This window comes from Empedobacter stercoris (assembly GCF_025244765.1).
GTDB lineage: Bacteria > Bacteroidota > Bacteroidia > Flavobacteriales > Weeksellaceae > Empedobacter > Empedobacter stercoris.
In genome coordinates, this window is the sequence record NZ_CP104209.1 from 693,344 (window position 1) to 713,333 (window position 19,990).

The 19,990-nt window shown below is 31.3% G+C and carries 19 protein-coding genes; 8 read left to right on the top strand and 11 right to left on the bottom strand.

Annotated features, from left to right (window positions below):
• Positions 1-31 precede the first annotated feature (31 nt).
• A complete protein-coding gene (locus NZD85_RS03195) occupies positions 32-1,222 on the bottom strand; it encodes an HD domain-containing protein (RefSeq protein ID WP_260543381.1) in 1,191 nt (396 codons plus the stop codon).
• 279 nt (positions 1,223-1,501) lie between these two features.
• Between NZD85_RS03195 and porX the strand changes: the two genes are divergently transcribed.
• The 4 genes from porX to NZD85_RS03215 are packed head-to-tail and all read left to right on the top strand — an operon-like array spanning position 1,502 to position 5,049.
• Positions 1,502-3,055: a T9SS response regulator signal transducer PorX gene (gene porX, locus NZD85_RS03200; RefSeq protein ID WP_171621719.1), complete on the top strand. Its 1,554-nt coding sequence runs from the start codon at positions 1,502-1,504 to the stop codon at positions 3,053-3,055.
• Complete coding sequence (tsaE, locus tag NZD85_RS03205; RefSeq protein WP_260543382.1) at positions 3,056-3,460, top strand: tRNA (adenosine(37)-N6)-threonylcarbamoyltransferase complex ATPase subunit type 1 TsaE; 405 nt, start codon at positions 3,056-3,058, stop codon at positions 3,458-3,460. It abuts the gene before it with no gap.
• Positions 3,461-3,466: 6 nt separating this feature from the next.
• Positions 3,467-4,672 (top strand): alanine dehydrogenase, encoded by a 1,206-nt coding sequence (locus tag NZD85_RS03210; protein ID WP_260543383.1) that lies wholly within the window; start codon positions 3,467-3,469, stop codon positions 4,670-4,672.
• A 17-nt stretch (positions 4,673-4,689) separates the two neighbouring features.
• Positions 4,690-5,049 (top strand): hypothetical protein, encoded by a 360-nt coding sequence (locus NZD85_RS03215; RefSeq protein WP_260543384.1) that lies wholly within the window; start codon positions 4,690-4,692, stop codon positions 5,047-5,049.
• A 274-nt stretch (positions 5,050-5,323) separates the two neighbouring features.
• On the opposite strand, the gene NZD85_RS03220 is transcribed toward NZD85_RS03215, so the two are convergent.
• The 5 genes from NZD85_RS03220 to NZD85_RS03240 all read right to left on the bottom strand — a co-directional run bounded on the left by NZD85_RS03220 (position 5,324) and on the right by NZD85_RS03240 (position 9,239).
• Positions 5,324-6,538, bottom strand: coding sequence for a porin (locus NZD85_RS03220; RefSeq protein WP_225538984.1), 1,215 nt, complete (start codon positions 6,536-6,538; stop codon positions 5,324-5,326).
• A 66-nt stretch (positions 6,539-6,604) separates the two neighbouring features.
• Complete coding sequence (locus NZD85_RS03225) at positions 6,605-7,135, bottom strand: hypothetical protein (protein WP_171621714.1); 531 nt, start codon at positions 7,133-7,135, stop codon at positions 6,605-6,607.
• A 149-nt stretch (positions 7,136-7,284) separates the two neighbouring features.
• Positions 7,285-7,494 carry a T9SS type B sorting domain-containing protein gene (locus NZD85_RS03230; protein WP_171621713.1) on the bottom strand — a complete coding sequence of 70 codons (210 nt, stop codon included), beginning with the start codon at positions 7,492-7,494 and terminating at the stop codon, positions 7,285-7,287.
• Positions 7,495-7,546: 52 nt separating this feature from the next.
• Positions 7,547-7,963 (bottom strand): OsmC family protein, encoded by a 417-nt coding sequence (locus NZD85_RS03235; RefSeq protein ID WP_171621712.1) that lies wholly within the window; start codon positions 7,961-7,963, stop codon positions 7,547-7,549.
• Between the two features lie 82 nt (positions 7,964-8,045).
• Entirely contained in the window at positions 8,046-9,239 is a 1,194-nt protein-coding gene (locus tag NZD85_RS03240) for a Pycsar system effector family protein (protein WP_188320137.1), read from the bottom strand.
• A 24-nt stretch (positions 9,240-9,263) separates the two neighbouring features.
• On the opposite strand from NZD85_RS03240, the gene NZD85_RS03245 reads away from it, so the two are divergent.
• The 4 genes from NZD85_RS03245 to NZD85_RS03260 all read left to right on the top strand — a co-directional run bounded on the left by NZD85_RS03245 (position 9,264) and on the right by NZD85_RS03260 (position 16,300).
• Positions 9,264-12,986, top strand: a complete 3,723-nt coding sequence (locus tag NZD85_RS03245) for a metallophosphoesterase (protein ID WP_260543386.1) — start codon at positions 9,264-9,266, stop codon at positions 12,984-12,986.
• Between the two features lie 90 nt (positions 12,987-13,076).
• A complete protein-coding gene (locus NZD85_RS03250; protein ID WP_260543388.1) occupies positions 13,077-14,939 on the top strand; it encodes a RecQ family ATP-dependent DNA helicase in 1,863 nt (620 codons plus the stop codon).
• 2 nt (positions 14,940-14,941) lie between these two features.
• A complete protein-coding gene (gene fmt, locus NZD85_RS03255) occupies positions 14,942-15,883 on the top strand; it encodes a methionyl-tRNA formyltransferase (RefSeq protein ID WP_225541566.1) in 942 nt (313 codons plus the stop codon).
• A 132-nt stretch (positions 15,884-16,015) separates the two neighbouring features.
• Positions 16,016-16,300 (top strand): HU family DNA-binding protein, encoded by a 285-nt coding sequence (locus NZD85_RS03260; protein ID WP_171621708.1) that lies wholly within the window; start codon positions 16,016-16,018, stop codon positions 16,298-16,300.
• A 62-nt stretch (positions 16,301-16,362) separates the two neighbouring features.
• On the opposite strand, the gene NZD85_RS03265 is transcribed toward NZD85_RS03260, so the two are convergent.
• From NZD85_RS03265 to prmC, 5 genes are all read right to left on the bottom strand, one after another.
• Entirely contained in the window at positions 16,363-17,196 is an 834-nt protein-coding gene (locus tag NZD85_RS03265; protein WP_260543389.1) for a 5'-nucleotidase, lipoprotein e(P4) family, read from the bottom strand.
• Positions 17,197-17,250: 54 nt separating this feature from the next.
• Positions 17,251-17,745 carry a hypothetical protein gene (locus tag NZD85_RS03270; protein WP_260543390.1) on the bottom strand — a complete coding sequence of 165 codons (495 nt, stop codon included), beginning with the start codon at positions 17,743-17,745 and terminating at the stop codon, positions 17,251-17,253.
• A 154-nt stretch (positions 17,746-17,899) separates the two neighbouring features.
• Positions 17,900-18,463 (bottom strand): GNAT family N-acetyltransferase, encoded by a 564-nt coding sequence (locus NZD85_RS03275; protein ID WP_171621705.1) that lies wholly within the window; start codon positions 18,461-18,463, stop codon positions 17,900-17,902.
• A gap of 53 nt (positions 18,464-18,516) precedes the next feature.
• On the bottom strand, positions 18,517-19,044 hold the full coding sequence (locus tag NZD85_RS03280) for a hypothetical protein (protein WP_260543391.1): 528 nt from the start codon (positions 19,042-19,044) through the stop codon (positions 18,517-18,519).
• A 107-nt stretch (positions 19,045-19,151) separates the two neighbouring features.
• Positions 19,152-19,979, bottom strand: coding sequence for a peptide chain release factor N(5)-glutamine methyltransferase (gene prmC / locus NZD85_RS03285; protein ID WP_171621703.1), 828 nt, complete (start codon positions 19,977-19,979; stop codon positions 19,152-19,154).
• Between the last annotated feature and the right edge of the window lie 11 nt (positions 19,980-19,990).

Sequence of the window (19,990 nt, forward strand, 5' to 3'; positions counted from 1 at the left end):
AACTTTTTTGTCAAATTCTTTAAATCAATCCTTATACACTATGATAGTGATATTTTGTAATTTCTTGTCCCAAAAATTGCGTTAACAAACTTTTTCCGGAACAAGATAATTCTTTAACATCACCATTCTTATATAAAACCTTAATTGGACTTTTTGATTTTTCGTACGGAACTATTTTAATTGTTGTCTGCTCCACAAAATAGCTTGCATCCTCAATTTCTAAAGCTTCTTTTACTCTATTCTTTTCAAGCAAAATTTCTTCATCAGTCAATTTATTATCCATTAAATAGGATTTTGGTAACGTTCGCTGAATGATATTTTTTGATAATTTACTTAAAATAAAATCATCGTGATATTGCCATTCTTTAATTGCTGATAACACATCCGAATCATCTAAATGCGTAAATATTTCTAAACCTTCTTTTGATAAACTTCCACTTTCATTATCTTCTAAAAAATACTTAAAAGCTGAAGTTGCAAACAAATTTTCACCTTTTCGTGTCATCTCTTTTGCTCTTCTTAATACATTAATCAAAAAATTTTCGGCTGTAAAAGATTTTTTGTGCATGTACACTTGCATATACATAAACATACGCGCCATCAAAAACTTTTCGACAGAAGGAATTCCTTTGGCTTCAATCACCAACTCATTATCCGAAACATTCATCATCGAGATAATTCGTTCTGGATTAATATTTCCTTCTACAACACCAGAATAAAAACTATCTCGTTTCAAATAATCCATACGATCGCAATCCAATTGACTCGAAACCAATTGCGTTAAAAACTTTTTTGGATATTGTCCTTTAAAAATTTGAATAGCTAACGTTAATTTTTGATCAAAAATTTGATTTAATTCTTCCATCAAACGAAGCGAAATTTCTTCGTGATGAGAACCATTAATAATCGAATGTTCAAGAGAATGTGAAAAAGGACCATGTCCCAAATCATGCAAAAGGATGGCTATCAACGCCGCATTCTCTTCTTCGGAAGTTATTTCAACGTTTTTTCTTTTAAGGATATTTAGGGCTTTTTGCATCAAATGCATACAACCTAAAGCGTGATGAAAACGAGAATGTCTTGCACCAGGATACACCATTTCAGTCAATCCTGTTTGCGAAATTCTACGAAGTCGTTGAAAATATGGATGTTGAATAATCTGATAAATAAGCTCGTTTGGAATCGTTATAAATCCATGAACTGGATCATTTACTATTTTCAACTTATTATTGTTTAATGGATTCAAACGTACAATTTTGTTAACAAAGATATAAATTTTTACCCATTCTAAAGAGTACTTTGATCAGAAAGAAACGTTTTTATAAAATATTTTTCTTTAAAATCATTTTTGGAATTATTTATGCTAAAAAAACAACGCAAATTTTAGCAAAACTCCTGTTTTGTTTAACATACAATTTAGATGTTAACATTTCTGTTATCGCTATATTTGGAAGAATTCTGATAGTAGAAAAATCATAATAAAAAATATAAATTATTACAAATGGCTATAAAAATTTTATGGATTGACGATGAAATCGATTTATTGAAACCGCACCAACTTTTTTTAGAGAAAAAGGGATACGATACGACAATGATAAACAACGCAACGGATGCGTTAGAAGTGATTGAAAAAGAAAATTTTGTAGCGGTTTTAATCGATGAAAATATGCCAGGGTTAAGCGGCTTAGAAGCTTTGCCAAAAATCAAAGAAATCCGCCCAAATCTTCCCGTTATTATGGTCACAAAAAGTGAGGAAGAACATATTATGGAAGATGCAATTGGTGCACATATTTCAGATTATTTGATTAAACCTGTTAACCCAAATCAGATCTTATTAAGTTTAAAAAAGATTTTGGATGCTTCTAAAATTATTTCCGAAAAAACAGTTATCAATTACCAACAAGAATTCAGAAATATTACGATGGATATGATGAATGCGCGTGATTTTGAAGATTGGCAAGAGATTTATAAAAAATTGGTTTATTGGGAACTTGAATTAGAAAATATTGAAGATACTGCTTTAACGCAAATCATCGAAAATCAAAAAAGTGAAGCCAATGCAGCTTTTTTTAAATTCATTGAACGTAATTACGAAGATTGGTTACATGATGACGAAGATCGCCCTGTTTTATCGCACACAGTTTTTAATCAATTGGTTCGCCCACAATTAGGGAAAGACAAAAATGTATTATTGATAATGGTGGACAATTTACGCTATGATCAATGGAAAGTGATTGAACCTATTTTTAATCGTTATTATAATTCTGAAAACGAAAATCTATATTACAGTATTTTGCCGTCAGCAACACAATATGCAAGAAATGCATTCTTTTCGGGACTGATGCCACTTGAAATTGAGAAAAAATATCCTCAGTATTGGTTAAATGACACCGATGAAGGAAACAAAAATATGCACGAAAAAGAATTGTTAGGAGAACAATTAAAACGTCTTGGATTGGGAGATCTTACATACAATTATTTCAAAATTTTAAATTCTGATTTTGAGAAAAAAATTGCAGATGATTTTAACAATTACAAAAACAATAATCTGAATGTTATCGTCTATAACTTTATTGATATTTTATCGCATGCGAAAACTGATAATCGTATTGTAGGCGAAATGATTCGAGACGACAAAACCTATCGTTCAATTACAAAACATTGGTTTGAAAATTCGTATTTAATGGAAATTGTAAAAAAAGCGGCTCAAAACAAGATGAAAATTATTGTAACAACCGATCATGGAACAATTTACGTGAAAGAGCCAACAAAAGTCATTGGAGATAAAGAAGCAAGTACCAACCTACGTTACAAATTAGGGAAACAATTGCAATATGATCCAAAAGATGTTTTGGCAGTTGATCAACCAGAAAAATTCCTTTTACCTAAGGTTAATGTTACGTCAAAGTATATCTTTGCAAAAGAAAATTTATTTTTAACGTATCCAAAAAATTACAATCATTTCGTTAATTATTACAAGAATACTTACCAACATGGTGGAATTTCGTTAGAAGAAATAATTATACCAATGGTTGTTTTAACACCAAAAAATTAAATGGAATTTATCATTCATAATTTAGACGAATTACCCGAAGTTGCAAATCAAATAATAGATCAGCTTCACTATAAATTAATCACTTTCGAAGGAGAAATGGGAGCTGGAAAAACAACTTTTATTAAAACGTTTGTAAAAGCTTTGGGAACAAGAGACGAAATATCGAGTCCTACTTTTTCGATTGTAAACGAATATGATACCGACAAAGGAAAGGTTTTTCATTTTGATTTTTATCGTCTAAATCATGAAGATGAAGCACTAGATTTTGGTATTGAAGAGTATTTATATTCTGATCAATATTGTTTGATGGAATGGCCAAATAAAATTGCTAACTTTATACCTGATGAGCATCATAGCATTACAATAGAAAATGTAGATGGAGTTCGTCATTTAAATTTTAGCTAATACAATATGGACGGAAAAAATATTTTCACGCCGTTTTCTCAAGGAGAACTTATTCCTCAACCCGAGCGTTTAGAGATTCCTCATAAGAAAGAGCGCTTCGATATTGGAATTCCAAAAGAAACAAATAATCAAGAAAAACGAATTTGTCTTTCTCCTGATGCAGTCGAAATTTTAGTCAATAACGGACATCAAGTAACGATTGAAACTGGAGCAGGAGAAGGTGCAAATTACTCAGATAAAGAATATTCAGAAGCTGGTGCGCAGATTTCTTACAATACGCAATCCGTTTTCGAAAAACCAATTATTCTAAAAGTAGGCCCACTTACATTAGAAGAAATTGATTGGGTAAAACCCCATGCATTAATCATTTCTTCTGTACCTACCAACACGTTGAAACGTGAATATTTTCAGAAACTTATCGCAAAACGTGTAGATGCTGTAGGTTTTGAGTTTATTCGTGATGAACAAAATCATTTACCTGTCGTTCGTTTATTAAGTGAAATTGCAGGAACTACGGCTATTTTGGTAGCGAGTGAATTGATGTCTTCAACAAATGTTGGGAATGGTATTTTAATGGGAGGCGTTACTGGAGTACGACCAACAGAAGTTGTTATTCTTGGAGCAGGAACTGTTGCTGAAAATGCAACAAGAACTGCTTTAGGTTTGGGCGCTTCGGTTCGAGTTTTTGACAATTCATTGACGAGATTAAGACGTTTACAACAAAATATTGGTCAACGCGTTTCCACTTCGACATTAGATCCTAAAGAATTAGGAAAAGCTTTAAGACGATGCGATTTAGCAATTGGAGCACTTCGTGGCGAAACACGTACACCATGTGTCGTTACTGAAATGATGGTTCAAAATATGAAAGCTGGCGCTGTTATTATTGATGTTAGTATAGATCAAGGTGGATGCTTTGAAACTTCAGAGTTGACAACACATGATCAACCAATCATTATAAAGAATGATATCATTCATTATGCCGTTTCTAATATCACTTCTCGCGTTGCACGTACGTCTACTAAAGCGTTGAGTAATTATTTTTTATCCTATTTATTTCAAATATCAGAAGAATCTGGTTTTGCAAATGTGGTACAAACGGATAAAACTATAAGAAATGGCGTATATTTGTACAAAGGAAGAATTGTAAAAAAGAACTTATGTGACTGGTTTGATTTACCATTTCACGACATTAATTTATTGATCATATGACGTTTACGCAAAGATTTATGAAGTATATGATGGGAGTAGGAATTGGGATGGTTTTCGTCGCAATGGCGTTTGGTCCACGCGCATTCTCATGTAATTACTTTCCAAATGCAAGAGTTTTGGACGAAGCTTATTCTAAAAGATTATCGATTTCACCAGAAGCACAAGCATTTATGAAAACTGAAAATTTAGATTCTACATTTTTGAAAAAAGAATTATTCAAAAGAAGTAAAGTTGATTTTGATAACTCTAAAAAAGATCAAGTTCCATGTAGAGAATATTTAGCAAATTACAAAAGCAAAGACAATTCTAAAGATTATGACTTCGTTCTTGAGATTTGTAAAGAAGATTCGAAATTAGTTTCTATTGAGAAAAAATAGATAAAAAAAATCCCTTCATCTGAAGGGATTTTTTTATTAGATTATTTTTAATTTACAAATTTCAATATTGTTAAAACGATTACAAATATTAAAATTGCTACAATTATTACGTCTTTAAACTGTACTTTTTTTGTGCCGAATTCCACATTACGATTCAGGCTGCTTTTTCTTTTATTGGGTTGCATGGGTTGATATTGTTACTACAAATTTAAACAATTTATTTAAATATCATACCATTAAATCTTCGTAAAATAGTTTACTTAAATAAGATAGCTTATATCCCAATTTCTATTTGTAAACGGGCATACCAATTGTTTTTCTTTTCTAAATTATAAAACTTCTGTTGCTCATAGGACACTTCTGCTTGTAATTTGAAGGCATGTTCCCAGATATACTTCGTCAACCCTAAACTATATTGATTTGTGTTTGGAGTAAACTCAAAAATTTTATCATTTACTTTTTGCGTAGAATAGCGTCCAATTACTTCCCAATGTTTTGGAAAAGTGTATGAACCTTGAAAATCCATTCCATGACCATTGTAGATGTAATTAAAATCGGTTGCATCTTGCGGGTTATAGAATACAGTTTGATCAGAATTTCTATTCAAGTAAGCATACATAAAACTCCAACCACGATATTTGAACATTGCATCAAAAAATAAAGATTGAATATTTGCTGTTCCAAATAACTCATCTCCTTGCTGACCTTTGGTTTTATGCGCATTATTATTGTAACTGTACGCACCAGAAAGCATCAACTTTGGTGTTTGCTCATGAAATAAATCTCCTTCGTAACTACTTCCGTCATTTGTAAAAGCTCCGAACGGAAACAATTCTACTTTTCCTGTATAGGCTAAACCTGTATCATCAAATTTTGTCCAATTTCTCCCTTCTCCAGTAGAAACAGCTCCACGCAATGTATACGAAAAATGTTCTTTTGATTTTTTTGAATGTTGTACTTGAAATCCAAAATCACGGTCGATGTTAAAGTCCGCATTGTTAATAGAACGATCTGTTAATTGTAATGCACCCGAAGAGTTATTTCGCTGTCTATTTCCCGGCAATTTGGTTTGACCAAATCCAAAACTCCAATGTTTATTTGGGTTATAAAAAATCATGGCATCTCGAATGATGTTAGTATTTTTTCCCTCCTCTGCCTTTCCTACATCGCCAGAAGCAAAAGAAAGTTGCAACGAATATTCGAACTTTGGATTACCAATATAACCGTCTAATCGAAGCCTTAAACGACGAATTTGCGCATCAATTTTATCTTCTTCATCTTGATTATCAATATAAGACACTCTATTTTGCATTCTGAATCGAATATTTACCTGATACAAACTATCGGGAGAAGTAATTCCCAAACCGTCTCCATAACTGTAATAAGGCGACATCAAGTTTTTATATTCTTCTGTTTGAATAGAATCTTTATTCTGTCCAAAAAGACCTACAGTTATTAATAATAACGGTAAAACTAAATAATGCTTCATAATTTGAGTGACTTAATTTTGATGCAAAAATGCATGGAATAAAATTAAATAATTGTAAAGAGTAAATTAAATTAACGTTAACAATAACTCGAAGTTATGAATACGATGATCATCATCAATTTCGATCATATCAATTTGATTTGGAAAAATATTGTCTTGCATTTCGAAGAATTTTTTTAACTTTTCAAAATCTAACACTTCATCATGAACGGATAAAAAAACTTTAGTATTTTCGAAACGATTCATATCTACTAAAAATTGGATAAGATTTTCTGGAAAATCAAGCTCTTTTATGACTGATACATCAACCAAAGGATTAAGTAAAATCAATTCACTCGATTTACCATTTTCTTTTAATTTCTGTTGCAATTGCCACGCAAAATTACCTCCAGTAGAACTCCCAATAATAGTTAAATCTTCCACGACTCCTTTTAAGTGATCGTAAGCCTCAAGCAAAATGGCCGATATAGTATCCTCTACTCTCCATTCTACACAAATTGCTGAAGGATATTTCTTTAAAATCGATTTGAATTTCGAAGAATTAGCCGAGCTATATAGTCCGTGGACATAAACAATTTGTTGACTTTTCGTATTCATATTCAGTATAATTACAGGTTCAAACTAAACTTTTTCAGGAAGTTAATATACATTGAATTGTAAATTTAACAAAAAAAGATGTAACCTATAAGGCTACATCTTTTTGTTATCATCATTTTACGATTTAATCTTGTTTCAAAAACTTAAGATTATCTGATTTTAATTAATATTGAACCTGATTTTGTTTGTTCATCATTTAGTTTGATTACATACCAATAATTATCTGTAGGCACAGATTTTCCTCGTATTCTTCCATCCCAAATAAACTGATCAGCTTGTGTAATTGTTTTCACATTTTTTTCAAATCGGTCATAAATTTCTATAACAGCATTTGGATAGGCAGTTAAGAATTTACTCAAATCCCATTCGTCATTTATTCCATCATTATTTGGTGTAATGTTTTGCTATAATTTAATTCACATTAATTTCGTACGTAATATCGATACCTCCGTTTGCTAACATATCGTGTACGCTACAATATTTTTTCACTGCTAATTCAGCAGCTTTATTTGCTTTTTCCAAATCGATGTTTCCTTTTAAGAAAAATTTGATGTGAATGTTTGTGAAAATATTTGGAATTTCTTCGCGGCGTTGTCCTTCTACCTCAACTTTAAGATCTTCAATTTCTTGACGTTGTTTTTTTAAAATTTCTCCCAAATCAAAAACACTACAACTACCTAAAGCTATTAAAACTAGCTCCATCGGACGAACTCCTTTTCCCTCTCCTCCTATCGATTCTGGCCCATCTATATTCACCTTCACAGAAGAACTTGCAGCAGTTGCTTCGTAATGAGAAGCTTTGTTTACTCTATTTAATTCAATTTTCATCTCAACTATTTTATGGTCTAAAAATAGGCATTCTTAAAGTATTTATAAGAAAAAATAGTCGAATTTTTAGTTGGAATTGTATTTATCCAACATTTGTAAACATTGCATAAGCAAAAGTCAAAACTGATAATATAGTACCAATCATAAAAATGGTATACGTTATACTCAACAAGCGATATTTTCGCTCCAAAACTTTTCCTAAATAGTATAAATCTCGAGTTAAAGATGTATAAACATAATCTCTGTCTTTCATCAATTCTTCCATCGCCTCTTCGTAGGCATCAAGCGACATTTGATAAAAATTTCCAAAGAAAAGCAAATTAACTTTTCTATTTTTTACATCTTCTTCGTTAAAACTTTCGTAAGTAACTTTTGGTTTTGTGGCTAAAATTGCAAAAATAATCGAAATAACACTTGACAAAAGCATAACAATAGAAGGTAAAATCAAGTATTCATTTTTTGGACTTCCTAATTTCGGAACCAACGTAGAAAGTGCAATCGAAATTACAATTGCATTTACAGACAATAAAATATTGGCTTTACTATCTGCAATATCACTTAAACGCGTATGATTATTTAACGTTACACGGAAAAGCGTATCTACTCCTCGATCGGGTTGTTGAATTTTATCGTTTTTCTTTTTCTTTAATTCGTATTTGTTCGGTACATCACCAATCAACTCAATTTCTTTGATTTTACTTTGTGTATAAATCAAATTTTCTTCTTTTCCTTTTTGCCAAAGTTTTTTTGCCGAATCGGTATAAAAATGATGCACATTCAAAAAGAAATTTCGGTTTTCTATATGCCATTCATAATCTGTAAAGTCTTTTTTACAAATTTTCGAAATCTCATCTCGTAATAATTCGGCTATTTTTGGATATTCAGTTTGACCCAAATGATAATTATCTGCATCTTTTACAATTGCTTCGCCAATCGTCTTCGGAACTTTATATAAAGTTGTAATCAAAATATAATCTTGAACTTCTTTAATATATTTTTCATCAAAATCAAGTTCACTTAAATACTCTTTTACAATATTTGCACTCTCAATTTCATGACCTTGCACGATTTTTGTGTAACCGGTATCGTGAAACCAACCTGCAATTATTAATTTTTCTTGTAGATCTGTAGGAATTTGTTCTTCAGCACTCAAGGTTTTTATGGCTTCTACAACTTTTACGGTATGCATAAAATTATGGTACGTAAAATCTAAAGAAAGTTTATCTTTGAACAGATTGAAAACATAGTTTTCTATATTTAATAACAATTGGTTCATCACAAGTTTTTAACGCTTAAATGTATGAAATTATTACCAACACTGAACAACAAAAAATTGAATTATCCTTTTTTGGCTTTAGTAGGTTCGTGTCTTTATATGACATCTTGCGCAACGCAACATCCTCAATACGGGAAAAATATTAAGACTGAGAAGACACAAAAAGTTGAAGGCAACAAAATCCAATCAATCTATTTAATTGGTGATGCTGGCGATTTGGATCAGCCAATAAATAAACAGAATTTGAAAACGCTAAAAAATGAATTAGCAAAAGCTGATTCTACTTCTTATCTTTTCTTTTTGGGTGATAATATTTACGAAAATGGAATTGTAGTTGATTCTACAAAGAAAAATTATACGACAAGCCGGGATAAACTTCAACTTCAGATTGATTTAGCAAAAGAATTCAAAGGAAAAACACTTTTTATTCCAGGAAATCATGATTGGAAAAATGGCGTAAAAGGGCTAAAAGAACAAGAAAAAATAGTTAAAAAGCAATTAGGAAATAAAAAAGCATTCTTACCAAAAGATGCTTGTCCAATTGATAAAATAAATGTCAACGATAGTATTGGGATAATTGCATTAGATTCTGAATGGTATTTACAAGATTGGGATAATCACCCAGGTCTTAACGAAAAGTGTGATATCAAATCGCGTGAAGCTTTTTTTGAAGAATTAGAATCACAATTAAATAAATATCAAAATCGCACAACTATAATCACTATGCATCATCCCTTGTTTTCGAATGGTACGCATGGTGGGCAATTTGATTTCAAAAAACAATTTTATCCATTTGGAGATGATTTCAAAGTTCCTTTACCTATCATTGGATCTTTTATTAATTTGTTGCGTAGCACGACTGGGTTGAGTCCGCAAGATGTCAATAATTTCAAATATAGAGAAATGGCATCTCGTATTGCGACAATTATCGAAAATAGAAATAATGTCATTGTTGTTTCTGGTCATGATCATAATTTACAATACATTCAACAGAACAATGTCAAACAAATTATTAGTGGATCTGGCTCTAAAAAAGAATCGGCAAAAGCGGTTGGTAAAAATGATTTCTCTTATGGTGACAATGGTTTTGTTGTTTTAGATTTATATGACAATGGCGCTTCTTTGGCAAATTTTTATGGGTTCAAAAATGATGAAATCGAATTGTTATTATCAAAACAAGTTACAGAAAAGAAAAAGCAATATTTGGCTCAGGTATATGACGATAAAAAAATGCCAAAAACAAAAGAAACAAGTGTATATGAGTTAGATGTAACAAAAAAATCTGATCCATATAAATTCTTTTTTGGTCGTCATTACCGCAAAACTTTCGGCCAAACAATAACAGCTAATACTGTTAATTTAAATCAACTGTATGGAGGTTTAACACCTATCAGAATGGGGGGCGGACATCAAACGAAAAGTTTGCGTTTAGTGAACAATAAAGGTGAAGAATACAATATGCGTTCGGTAAAAAAGAGTGCTACACAATTTATTCAACAAGTTGCCTTCAAAAATAAATATGTTGCAGATGAATTTGAAGATTCTTTTACTGAAAAATTTTTGATGGATTTTTATACAACCAATCACCCTTATTATCCGTTAGCAGTTGCAAATTTGATGAAGCCTATCCATATTATGCATGCTACGCCAAAATTATTTTATGTTCCCAAACAAGAAACGTTAAAAGAATACAACGAAAATTTTGGTGATGAGCTATATATGATTGAAGAACGTCCAATGGCTGGATATCAGGATGGTGTTTTCGGAAAGCCAACCGATATTGTAAGCACGGATGATATGCTGTTTGCGATTCAAAAAAATAAAGATGTAATTGTAGACAAACAAGCCTACATTCGTGCGCGACTTTTTGACATGTTGGTTGGCGATTGGGATCGACACTCGGATCAATGGCGTTGGGGTGCGTATGAAGAAAATGGAAAAACGATATATCGTGCAATTCCACGTGATCGCGATCAAGCATTTCCTCGTTACGATGGTCTTTTCTTTAACCTTATTATGCGGATTCCTCCACTTCGACATATGCAAGATTACAAAGATGATATCAAAAATGTAAAGTGGTTCAACCGTGAACCCTATCCATTAGACTTGGCTATTTTAGAATCATCTGATCTTAACCTTTGGAAACAAGAAGCACGCTATATTCAAGAAAATTTGAGCGATGAGTACATTAAACAATCGTTCGAATTAATTCCTACGGAAACAAAACAAGAATATGATCAAGACGTTATCAATCATATCATCTCTCGAAAATCTAAATTAGAAAAATTTGCAGAGGAATACAATAAAATACTTCGCAAACTAATCATTTTAAAAGGGACAGATGAAGATGACGAATTTATCATTACTCGTTTAGCAAAAGGTAAAACAGCTATCAAAATCTATTCAGGCAAAGAAAAAACATTAATTTTTGATGAAGAATTTGATAAAAAAGAAACCAAAGAAATTCGTTTGTATGGATTAAATGGAAAAGATAAATTCAGAGTCGAAGGTAAACCAAGTAATGCTATTTTAACACGTATTATTGGTGGAATTGATGATGATGATTACGAGGTGAAACGTGCAGCGAAAATAAAAGTATATGATTACGCCAACGGCAGTAACGCTTCTGAATCTACTTTTCTAACTTCTAAAAATTTTGTCAACGATTATGAGGTCAATACATACGATTATAAACAACCGATGTATAATTTCTTTACCATGTTACCCAACATTGGTTATAATCCCGACGATGGTTTAAAAATTGGACTTTCACCAACCTATACTATAAATGGATTTGATCGCAAACCATACTCTCAACGTCACAATTTACAAGTTAGTTATTATTTTGCGACAGGTGGTTGGGATGCGAAATACAAAGGTACTTTTACAAAAGCCTTAGGTAAGTGGAATTTAGACTTAAACGCTGCTTACACCAGCCCTACTTATAGTACAAATTTCTTCGGTTTTGGAAACGAAACAGTAAATAATCAAGAAGAAATAGGAATAGATTATAACCGTGTAAGATTAGAAAGTTATAGCATTGGTCCTTCTATTTTCAAAATTATGAACAACAATGGTCGATTAGATTTTTCTACCATTTATAGTTACAAAAAAATTGAAGAAAACCTTGATCGTATCGTTGGTGACTTACCAGATATCAACCGAGATGTCTTTAAAGGACAACATTTTGGAGAAATCGGTGCTAAATATCTTTTCAAAAATTACGATAACGAATCATTACCAAAATTAGGAATGACATTTTTAGCACATGCAAAATGGATTTCGAATTTAACGGATTTTGAACGTAATCACTTTTATACAGAGCTTAACTTAGGATTTACGCATAAAATTTCAGCAAATGGCCGATTGACAGTTGCTTCTATGCTTAAAGGAAAAGCTATTTGGGGTGATTTTATGGAGTTTTATCAAATGGCTAACTTAGGAGGAGATCAAGATTTACGTGGATACCGATTAGGACGTTTTGCCGGAGACAAAGTTTTCTTACAAACATCAGATTTACGTTTTGACGCATTACGTTTCAAAGCTATTGTTCCATTGAGATTAGGTGTTTTTGTTGGTGCAGACTACGGACGAGTTTGGTTAAATGGAGAAGATTCCGATAAATGGCATTCATCTATGGGTGGAGGATTATGGATCAATGGAGCGCAATCCATTACCGCAACCATCTCTTACTTCAAAGGTGAGGATCCAGGTCGAGTAGTTTTCGGATTAAATTTTGGATTTTAATAAATCTTTCAATAACGCTAAAGAAAAGAATGATAACTCGATTGTTTAATTGAGTTATATTTTCCTAATTTTACAACAAAGCTTTGTAATTTGACTGCAAAAGAAATTCTTTTCAAATATTGGAACTACCCTTCTTTCAAAACGCCGCAAGAAGAAATTATTTCTAATGTATTAGAAAGTAAAGATACTTTGGCTATTTTACCTACTGGTGGAGGAAAATCCTTGTGTTATCAAGTTCCTGCAATTATGTTTGATGGATTGACCTTGGTAATTTCTCCATTAATTGCTCTGATGAAAGATCAAGTACAGAATTTAACGTCCAAAGGTATTTCTACGGCGTATATTACGAATGAAATCGATCAAAATACAATCGGAAAAATTTTAGATGATTGTCAAAATAACAGAATAAAGTTGTTATATGTTTCGCCAGAACGTTTGCAAAGTAGAATTTTTATCGAACGTTTGAAGCAGATTAATATTAGTTTACTTGCGGTAGATGAAGCACATTGTGTTTCTGAATGGGGACATGATTTTCGCCCAGCCTATCATCGAATTGCTCGATTAAAAACCATTCTACCCAAAGTACCTATTTTAGCACTTACAGCGACAGCAACTGAAAAAATTCAACTTGAAATTATTGAAAAACTTGAGCTTAATCAACCTCAAGTTTTCAAATCCTCTTTAAAACGAGAAAATCTTTCGTACAATGTTTTTCTATCCACCGACAAGAAAAAAGATTTAATTTATTACTTAAAAAAATATTCAGGTTCGAGTATCATATTTGTTCGAAATAGAAAATTAACGTACGAAATAGCTAATTTTTTGAGTCAAAATGGCTTTGATGCCGATTATTTTCATGCCAAATTAACCAAAGACGAAAAGGAAGAAAAACAACGCAATTGGATGTTGAGTAATTCGCGTATTATGGTTTCGACAAATGCATTTGGAATGGGAATCGATAAACCGAATGTACGCACAGTCTTTCATATCGATTTACCACAAGGTATAGAAGCATATTACCAAGAAGTCGGACGCGCTGGTCGTGACGAACAGGAGTCGCATGGAATTTACCTCTATCATCCCGATGATCGTATACAAGCCGAGAATATTTTCAAAGCTAATTTACCTTCGCAACAAGATTTTATCAAAATCTCAAATTGTTTATTTAGTCAATTACAACTTGCTGAAGGCGAATTAACCGAAATGAATTACCAGTTAGACATTCCGAAATTTGCCGAAAAATTTGGTTTAAATCTAAAAATGGTTCTTCAATTTTTAGATTTTCTAAATACAAAAGAAATTATTCAACAAAAGAATTATACACAAAATAGTACACTTCAAATTTTAGCTTCGCCACATTCAATTAATCAAGGTGAAAACCAAATTTTTGATTATTTACAACGTCATTATCCTGGAATTTACACTTACAGTAGAGAAATTTCGGAAAATAAAATGGCGTTTGATTTGCACAGAAGTATTGGTGACATCAGAAACGCTTTGCATGATTATTATAAAAATGGAACAATCGATTATTCGGATCGATTTTTAGCGCGTTTTAGATTCCTTATCCCAAGAGATTCCAATACATTTAAAAACAAACTGTGGAAAGATTTCGAATCAATTCAAGTGAATAACTGGAAACGTTTACAAGCAATGATATATTATGCTGAACAAAATACAATTTGTAGAGAACGTTTGTTGTTTGGTTATTTTAATCAAAAATCTGATGAAAATTGTGGAAAATGTGATGTTTGCCAATCAAAAAAACAAACTAAGAATTTTAATGCTAACGATTTGATTGAATATTTAAAAGAAGGTGAGAAAACGCAAGCCGAAATCCTCTCAAAATTCATAAATTTGCCAAAAGATATAATCGTTGAAGAATTGCAATATTTAATCGACGAAATGCGAGTTCAACCAATTGGATTCGATTCTTATAAACTAATAGAATAAAAATGCGAGTAGTCTTTATGGGTACGCCCGAATTTGCGGCGACATCATTGAATGAAATCAATACAAATAGTCATCACGAAGTAGTTGGAGTTGTTACTGTTCCTGATAAACCATCTGGAAGAGGACAGAAAATGAATATTTCAGATGTTAAAAAATATGCGTTAGAACATAATCTACCTTTGGCTCAACCAGAAAAATTACGTGACGATGCATTCATCGAAACATTAAAAAGTTGGAACGCAGATGTTTTTGTTGTTGTTGCTTTTCGTATGTTACCACAAGTTGTATGGTCTATTCCTGCAAAAGGAACATTTAACCTACACGGATCGCTACTTCCTCAATACCGTGGAGCAGCTCCGATCAATTGGGCAGTAATGAATGGAGACAACGAAACTGGTGTAACCACTTTTCTGATTGATGAAAAAATTGATACAGGAAATATCTTAATTTCTGATAAAGTCACAATTGAAGAAAATGATAATGTCGGAAAAATTCATGACGAATTGATGCATATTGGTGCTAAATTAGTAGTAAAAACATTAGATGGTTTAGAAAACGAATCGTTGAAACCTCATCCACAAGAAGAAACAATCGAATTAAAACACGCTCCTAAAATTTTTAAAGAAGATTGTAAAATTGATTGGAATCAATCAATCAATACTATTCATAATAAAATTAGAGGACTTTCTCCTTATCCATGTGCTTGGACAACTTTTGGCAATGGAGAAAACTATAAATCTTTAAAATTATATGGTGGTTTAAAAACTGATTTAGTTTTAGAGGCTGAAAATTTTCAATTAGTTCTACAAAAAAATAATCTATATATTAAACTACCTCAGGGAGTTTACGAAATTTTAGAACTTCAACCCGAAGGAAAACGTCGAATGTCTGCCAAAGATTTTATCAACGGACATCAAAACGAAGATACCTTATTCGTAAAATAAGTACTTATTTACTGATTTTTGACACAAATTTGAAGAAAAGTGCAAAATTTATTGATTTTTTTAGCCTTGAAACTTGCACAAATAAAGGGAAAGAGTATATTTGTGTATAAATTAATTTAAAAAGTTACAACTATGAACAAATCAGAACTTATTGATGCAATTGCAGCTGACGCTGGAATTTCTAAAGAAGCCGCTAAAAAAGCCCTAAACTCATTTACAGAAAATGTAACTAAAGCTTTAGCAAGTGGAGATAAAGTTGCTTTAGTAGGATTCGGGACTTTCTCTACGTCGGAGAGAGCTGCAAGAACAGGTATCAACCCACAAACTAAAAAAGAAATCAAAATTGCTGCTAAAACTGTAGCTAAATTTAAAGCTGGATCTGAATTATCAGGAGCAGTTGATGCAAAAAAGAAATAATAATTTTCTGATAAAAAAAATCCACTCATTGAGTGGATTTTTTTATTCTATTTTAATAAATATTAATGACTTGGCGTTTCTTTTGCTGCTTCGTAAATAATTGAATCTTTCTGTTCTTGGGTCAAATCATATTTATAATCAAAAATTGCAGATTCCCAATCTCCATAGCCAACATTAGGTAAAACAATAAATCTTTTTCCAAATTCAGCTTTCAAAGTCTCAACTGCTGCAGCTCTTTCATTTTCAGATTTATGATTATCAAACAAATTAGAAAAATCTGTTAAACTATCTCCTAATAATAGAACAATATCAAAATCTTTTGCAATATTTTGACGACGAGTTTCTTTACTACTCTCTTTGCTTCTCAAAATCAAATTTTGAGGACTTTGTAACGGATAGTTGTATTTCATCAAATTAGCTAAAGTTCCTGGACGTTCTTCTTCGTATCTATTCGTGATATAAAAAATCTGAACTCCCTTACTCGCTGCGTATTGAAAAAACTCTAAAGATCCTGCTAATGGAGTTGCAATCCCTTTTGAAGTCCAATTTGCCCACGTATCTTGCGACCAAGTTTTACCTTGTTTCGCCATTTCTACTGCGTAATATGAATTATCTAAAAATGTTTCATCAATATCTGATACAATAGCGATGGGTTTTTCGCCTTTCGCTGCGATCGCTTCATCTAAACGCAATTTCGCAACGTTATAAGCTTGTTGACTTAAAGCCTGATACTCAGCTGCTCTTTGTTGAAAAAAAGCGGCATATATTTTACCATCAACTTGTAAACTATGATTTGTTGTTGTTTTCTGTTGCTCTTGTATAGCTACTTTCGGTGTTTGACAAGCTGTTAAACCAAAAAGCATTACACTTCCCAACATCAATTGTAAATGTTTCATATAAACTTATTCTTGCTTGCAAAGTTAAGCATATATCTAATTTGTTAACTATAATTAATGAACGAATTTAACTGAATCAAGATTTGACTCGTATAAATATTGTTTCAAATGAATAACTTGTTGATGAATTTCTAATGTAATCTCCACAAAATCCATTTCATTAAAATTTGAAAAATTGTGATCAAAAAAATAAATATTTCGAATGACATGCGCTTCAGGAAGAATCGTATTCTTAAGTAAAATATCATTTGTTCCCATGTTCAATTCTCCATAAAAAGTTACGTCTGCCTTTATTTTTTCTTGTAAAGTAGAAGAAAAATAAGTCGCTTCTTTCAAATTAATTCGAATTGTTTTATGGGTATGATTTTCTATAGAAATCAATAATTCTAACGTTTTCTCTTTTTTTGTAATCGAAGAAATTACAAAATTATAAGGCAACGCATTGTGTTCAAAATTCTCCTTCTTTTCGTTTGATTTATCAATTGCAATAAACGATACTTTTGGTTCTTCTATTTCAATATTTTTGACTACTGTTTTCTTAGAATTCATTTTTTTGTAAAGCACTAAAATAATTAAAATAAGAACAAATAAAATTAAATATTTCATTTTACAAAGTTAACTATTATTGCATTCTTTACAGAAATGTGTTCACAAAAAAAGTAAGTGATTAAACTTACTTTTTATCTGATAAATTATTGTGATATTAAACAGATTTGTACTGCATATGTTCATGATTTTCATTCATCAACATTTTTTCGCCAACGACAACAAAACCTTTTCTTTCATACAACTTTTTAGCATTCGGATTGGTAAAATCAACCAATAAGCCTAACGTTTGTTTTCGATGATGAACAATTTCTTCAATCAAATAATCTAATATTTTAGAACCAATTCCTTTCCCTCTAAAATCTTCAGAAACAGCAATTGTATCTATATAAATTTCTCCAGCTTGCGTTTCATCTTGAGGTTGTATAGTTTGATTATAATTAGTTTTTAAAAAATCTAAAACGGGTTTTCTTAAATCATTTAATTTTCCTCCATCATAAAAAGTTGTTGTACCAGCAAATTGATTTTCATATTCAATTACAACTGTATTTTGATAACTGTATTGATTATTCTCTTGTTCGATTAATTTTTTTAAGAATAAAATTCCTTCTTCGTAGTCAGTTTTTCCAATAAAATCAAACACAATTTTATCCATTGCTAACATCATCAATTTTGCGATAGATGCAGCATCTTCTTTTGTTGCTTCTCTAAAATTTAACATAAAAAATAGCCTTGAGATTTCTCAAGGCTAAGTTAACAATAATAATATTGATATTATTTTGCTTTCAATTTTTCTAAGGTATTGTTATACCCTTCTTTCGCTTTTTCTCCAGCTTCTTTTGCTTCCGCTTTTACATCTTTTGCCGCTGCATTAATGTCTGCTTTAGCATCTTTCGCTGCAGTATTGATGTCTTCTTTTGCTTTAGTTGCTTTTTCATCAACTTTATCTACTGCATTATTTACACCAGCTTTTACGTCTTGTGCAGCGTCTTTCACTGCTTCTTTAGTATTTTCCCAAGCTGTATTAGCATCATCATACGCTTTCTGAGCTGCTTCCTCTGCCGCTTTATCACCTTTAGCTTTCGCTTCATCTAATTTAGCTTTCGCCTCATCCAATCTAGCTTTCGCTTCCGTTTCAGAAACTGTTGTAGTCGTTGTAGTTGTTTCCGTAATAATTGCAGTCGAGTCGTTTGCTAAAGAATCTACCGTAACATTAGTTTCAGTCGTTTTAGCTGTTTCTTGTTTACAAGATGTAGCAAAAGATAATGATGCGACTGCTACTAATACAAATAATTTTTTCATAGTTGTTTATTTAATTGTTTTTTAATAATGTAAAACCTAACAATTTTAATACCAATTTTATTTGAAATACAAGAGGTTTTACTATATAAACGAAAAAAATATTTTCATTATTGTGTGTTTGAAGCTTTTAACATGCGATCATTTCCTGAAATATCTTTATAAATAGTTACAAATTCATAATTTTTCTCAAAAAGTTGTTTTGTTTCTTGTCCTAAATATTGATTAATTTCACAATAAATTGTTCCATTTTGATTCAGATGATTCTCTGCAAAAACAAGCACACGTTCATAAAAAATAAGGGCATTTTCATTTTCGACAAAAAGAGCCAAATGAGGTTCGAAATTTAATACATTTTGATGCATTTCTTCTTTCTCTAAATTTCTGATATAAGGAGGATTAGAAACAATAACATCAAATTTTTGATTTAACTGAATATCTTCGAGAAGATTTTGTTGATAAAAATCAATTTTAACATTCAAATTTTGGGCATTCGATTGAGCTACTTCTAAAGCTTTTTCAGAAATATCAATAGCCGAAACATTTGAGTTCGGAAATAATTTGGCCAAAGAAATAGGTATACAACCACTTCCAGTTCCTAAATCAATCAGTGATAATTCAGTTTCAGGATTATAATCATTTCGAATCAATTCGATTAATTCTTCCGTCTCTGGACGCGGAATTAATGTATTTTCATTGACGATAAAAAAATCATTATAAAAAAAAGCTTTTCCTGTAATATGTTGTACGGGTTTTCCTTTTTTTAATTGCTTAATATCTGATGAAATTTCTGATGTATAATCGATTTCATTAGAAGGAATAAATTGAATATCAAATTTATCTTCTAAATAAATTAAAAAAACACCTTCAATTTCATCTTGATCATAAATAGATTCTAATTCTGAAATAAAAAGTTGCTTTAACTCAGCTAAAGTCATTCTATTAAATT

Excerpts from the sequence above, each read along its gene's own strand:
- porX (WP_171621719.1), top strand. The coding sequence starts at position 1,502 with ATGGCTATAAAAATTTTATGGATTGACGATGAAATCGATTTATTGAAA.
- tsaE (WP_260543382.1), top strand. The coding sequence starts at position 3,056 with ATGGAATTTATCATTCATAATTTAGACGAATTACCCGAAGTTGCAAAT.
- NZD85_RS03210 (WP_260543383.1), top strand. The coding sequence starts at position 3,467 with ATGGACGGAAAAAATATTTTCACGCCGTTTTCTCAAGGAGAACTTATT.
- NZD85_RS03215 (WP_260543384.1), top strand. The coding sequence starts at position 4,690 with ATGAAGTATATGATGGGAGTAGGAATTGGGATGGTTTTCGTCGCAATG.
- NZD85_RS03220 (WP_225538984.1), bottom strand. The coding sequence starts at position 6,538 with ATGAAGCATTATTTAGTTTTACCGTTATTATTAATAACTGTAGGTCTT.
- NZD85_RS03225 (WP_171621714.1), bottom strand. The coding sequence starts at position 7,135 with ATGAATACGAAAAGTCAACAAATTGTTTATGTCCACGGACTATATAGC.
- NZD85_RS03235 (WP_171621712.1), bottom strand. The coding sequence starts at position 7,963 with ATGAAAATTGAATTAAATAGAGTAAACAAAGCTTCTCATTACGAAGCA.
- NZD85_RS03240 (WP_188320137.1), bottom strand. The coding sequence starts at position 9,239 with ATGAACCAATTGTTATTAAATATAGAAAACTATGTTTTCAATCTGTTC.
- NZD85_RS03245 (WP_260543386.1), top strand. The coding sequence starts at position 9,264 with ATGAAATTATTACCAACACTGAACAACAAAAAATTGAATTATCCTTTT.
- fmt (WP_225541566.1), top strand. The coding sequence starts at position 14,942 with ATGCGAGTAGTCTTTATGGGTACGCCCGAATTTGCGGCGACATCATTG.
- NZD85_RS03260 (WP_171621708.1), top strand. The coding sequence starts at position 16,016 with ATGAACAAATCAGAACTTATTGATGCAATTGCAGCTGACGCTGGAATT.
- NZD85_RS03265 (WP_260543389.1), bottom strand. The coding sequence starts at position 17,196 with ATGAAACATTTACAATTGATGTTGGGAAGTGTAATGCTTTTTGGTTTA.
- NZD85_RS03270 (WP_260543390.1), bottom strand. The coding sequence starts at position 17,745 with ATGAATTCTAAGAAAACAGTAGTCAAAAATATTGAAATAGAAGAACCA.
- NZD85_RS03275 (WP_171621705.1), bottom strand. The coding sequence starts at position 18,463 with ATGTTAAATTTTAGAGAAGCAACAAAAGAAGATGCTGCATCTATCGCA.
- NZD85_RS03280 (WP_260543391.1), bottom strand. The coding sequence starts at position 19,044 with ATGAAAAAATTATTTGTATTAGTAGCAGTCGCATCATTATCTTTTGCT.
- prmC (WP_171621703.1), bottom strand. The coding sequence starts at position 19,979 with ATGACTTTAGCTGAGTTAAAGCAACTTTTTATTTCAGAATTAGAATCT.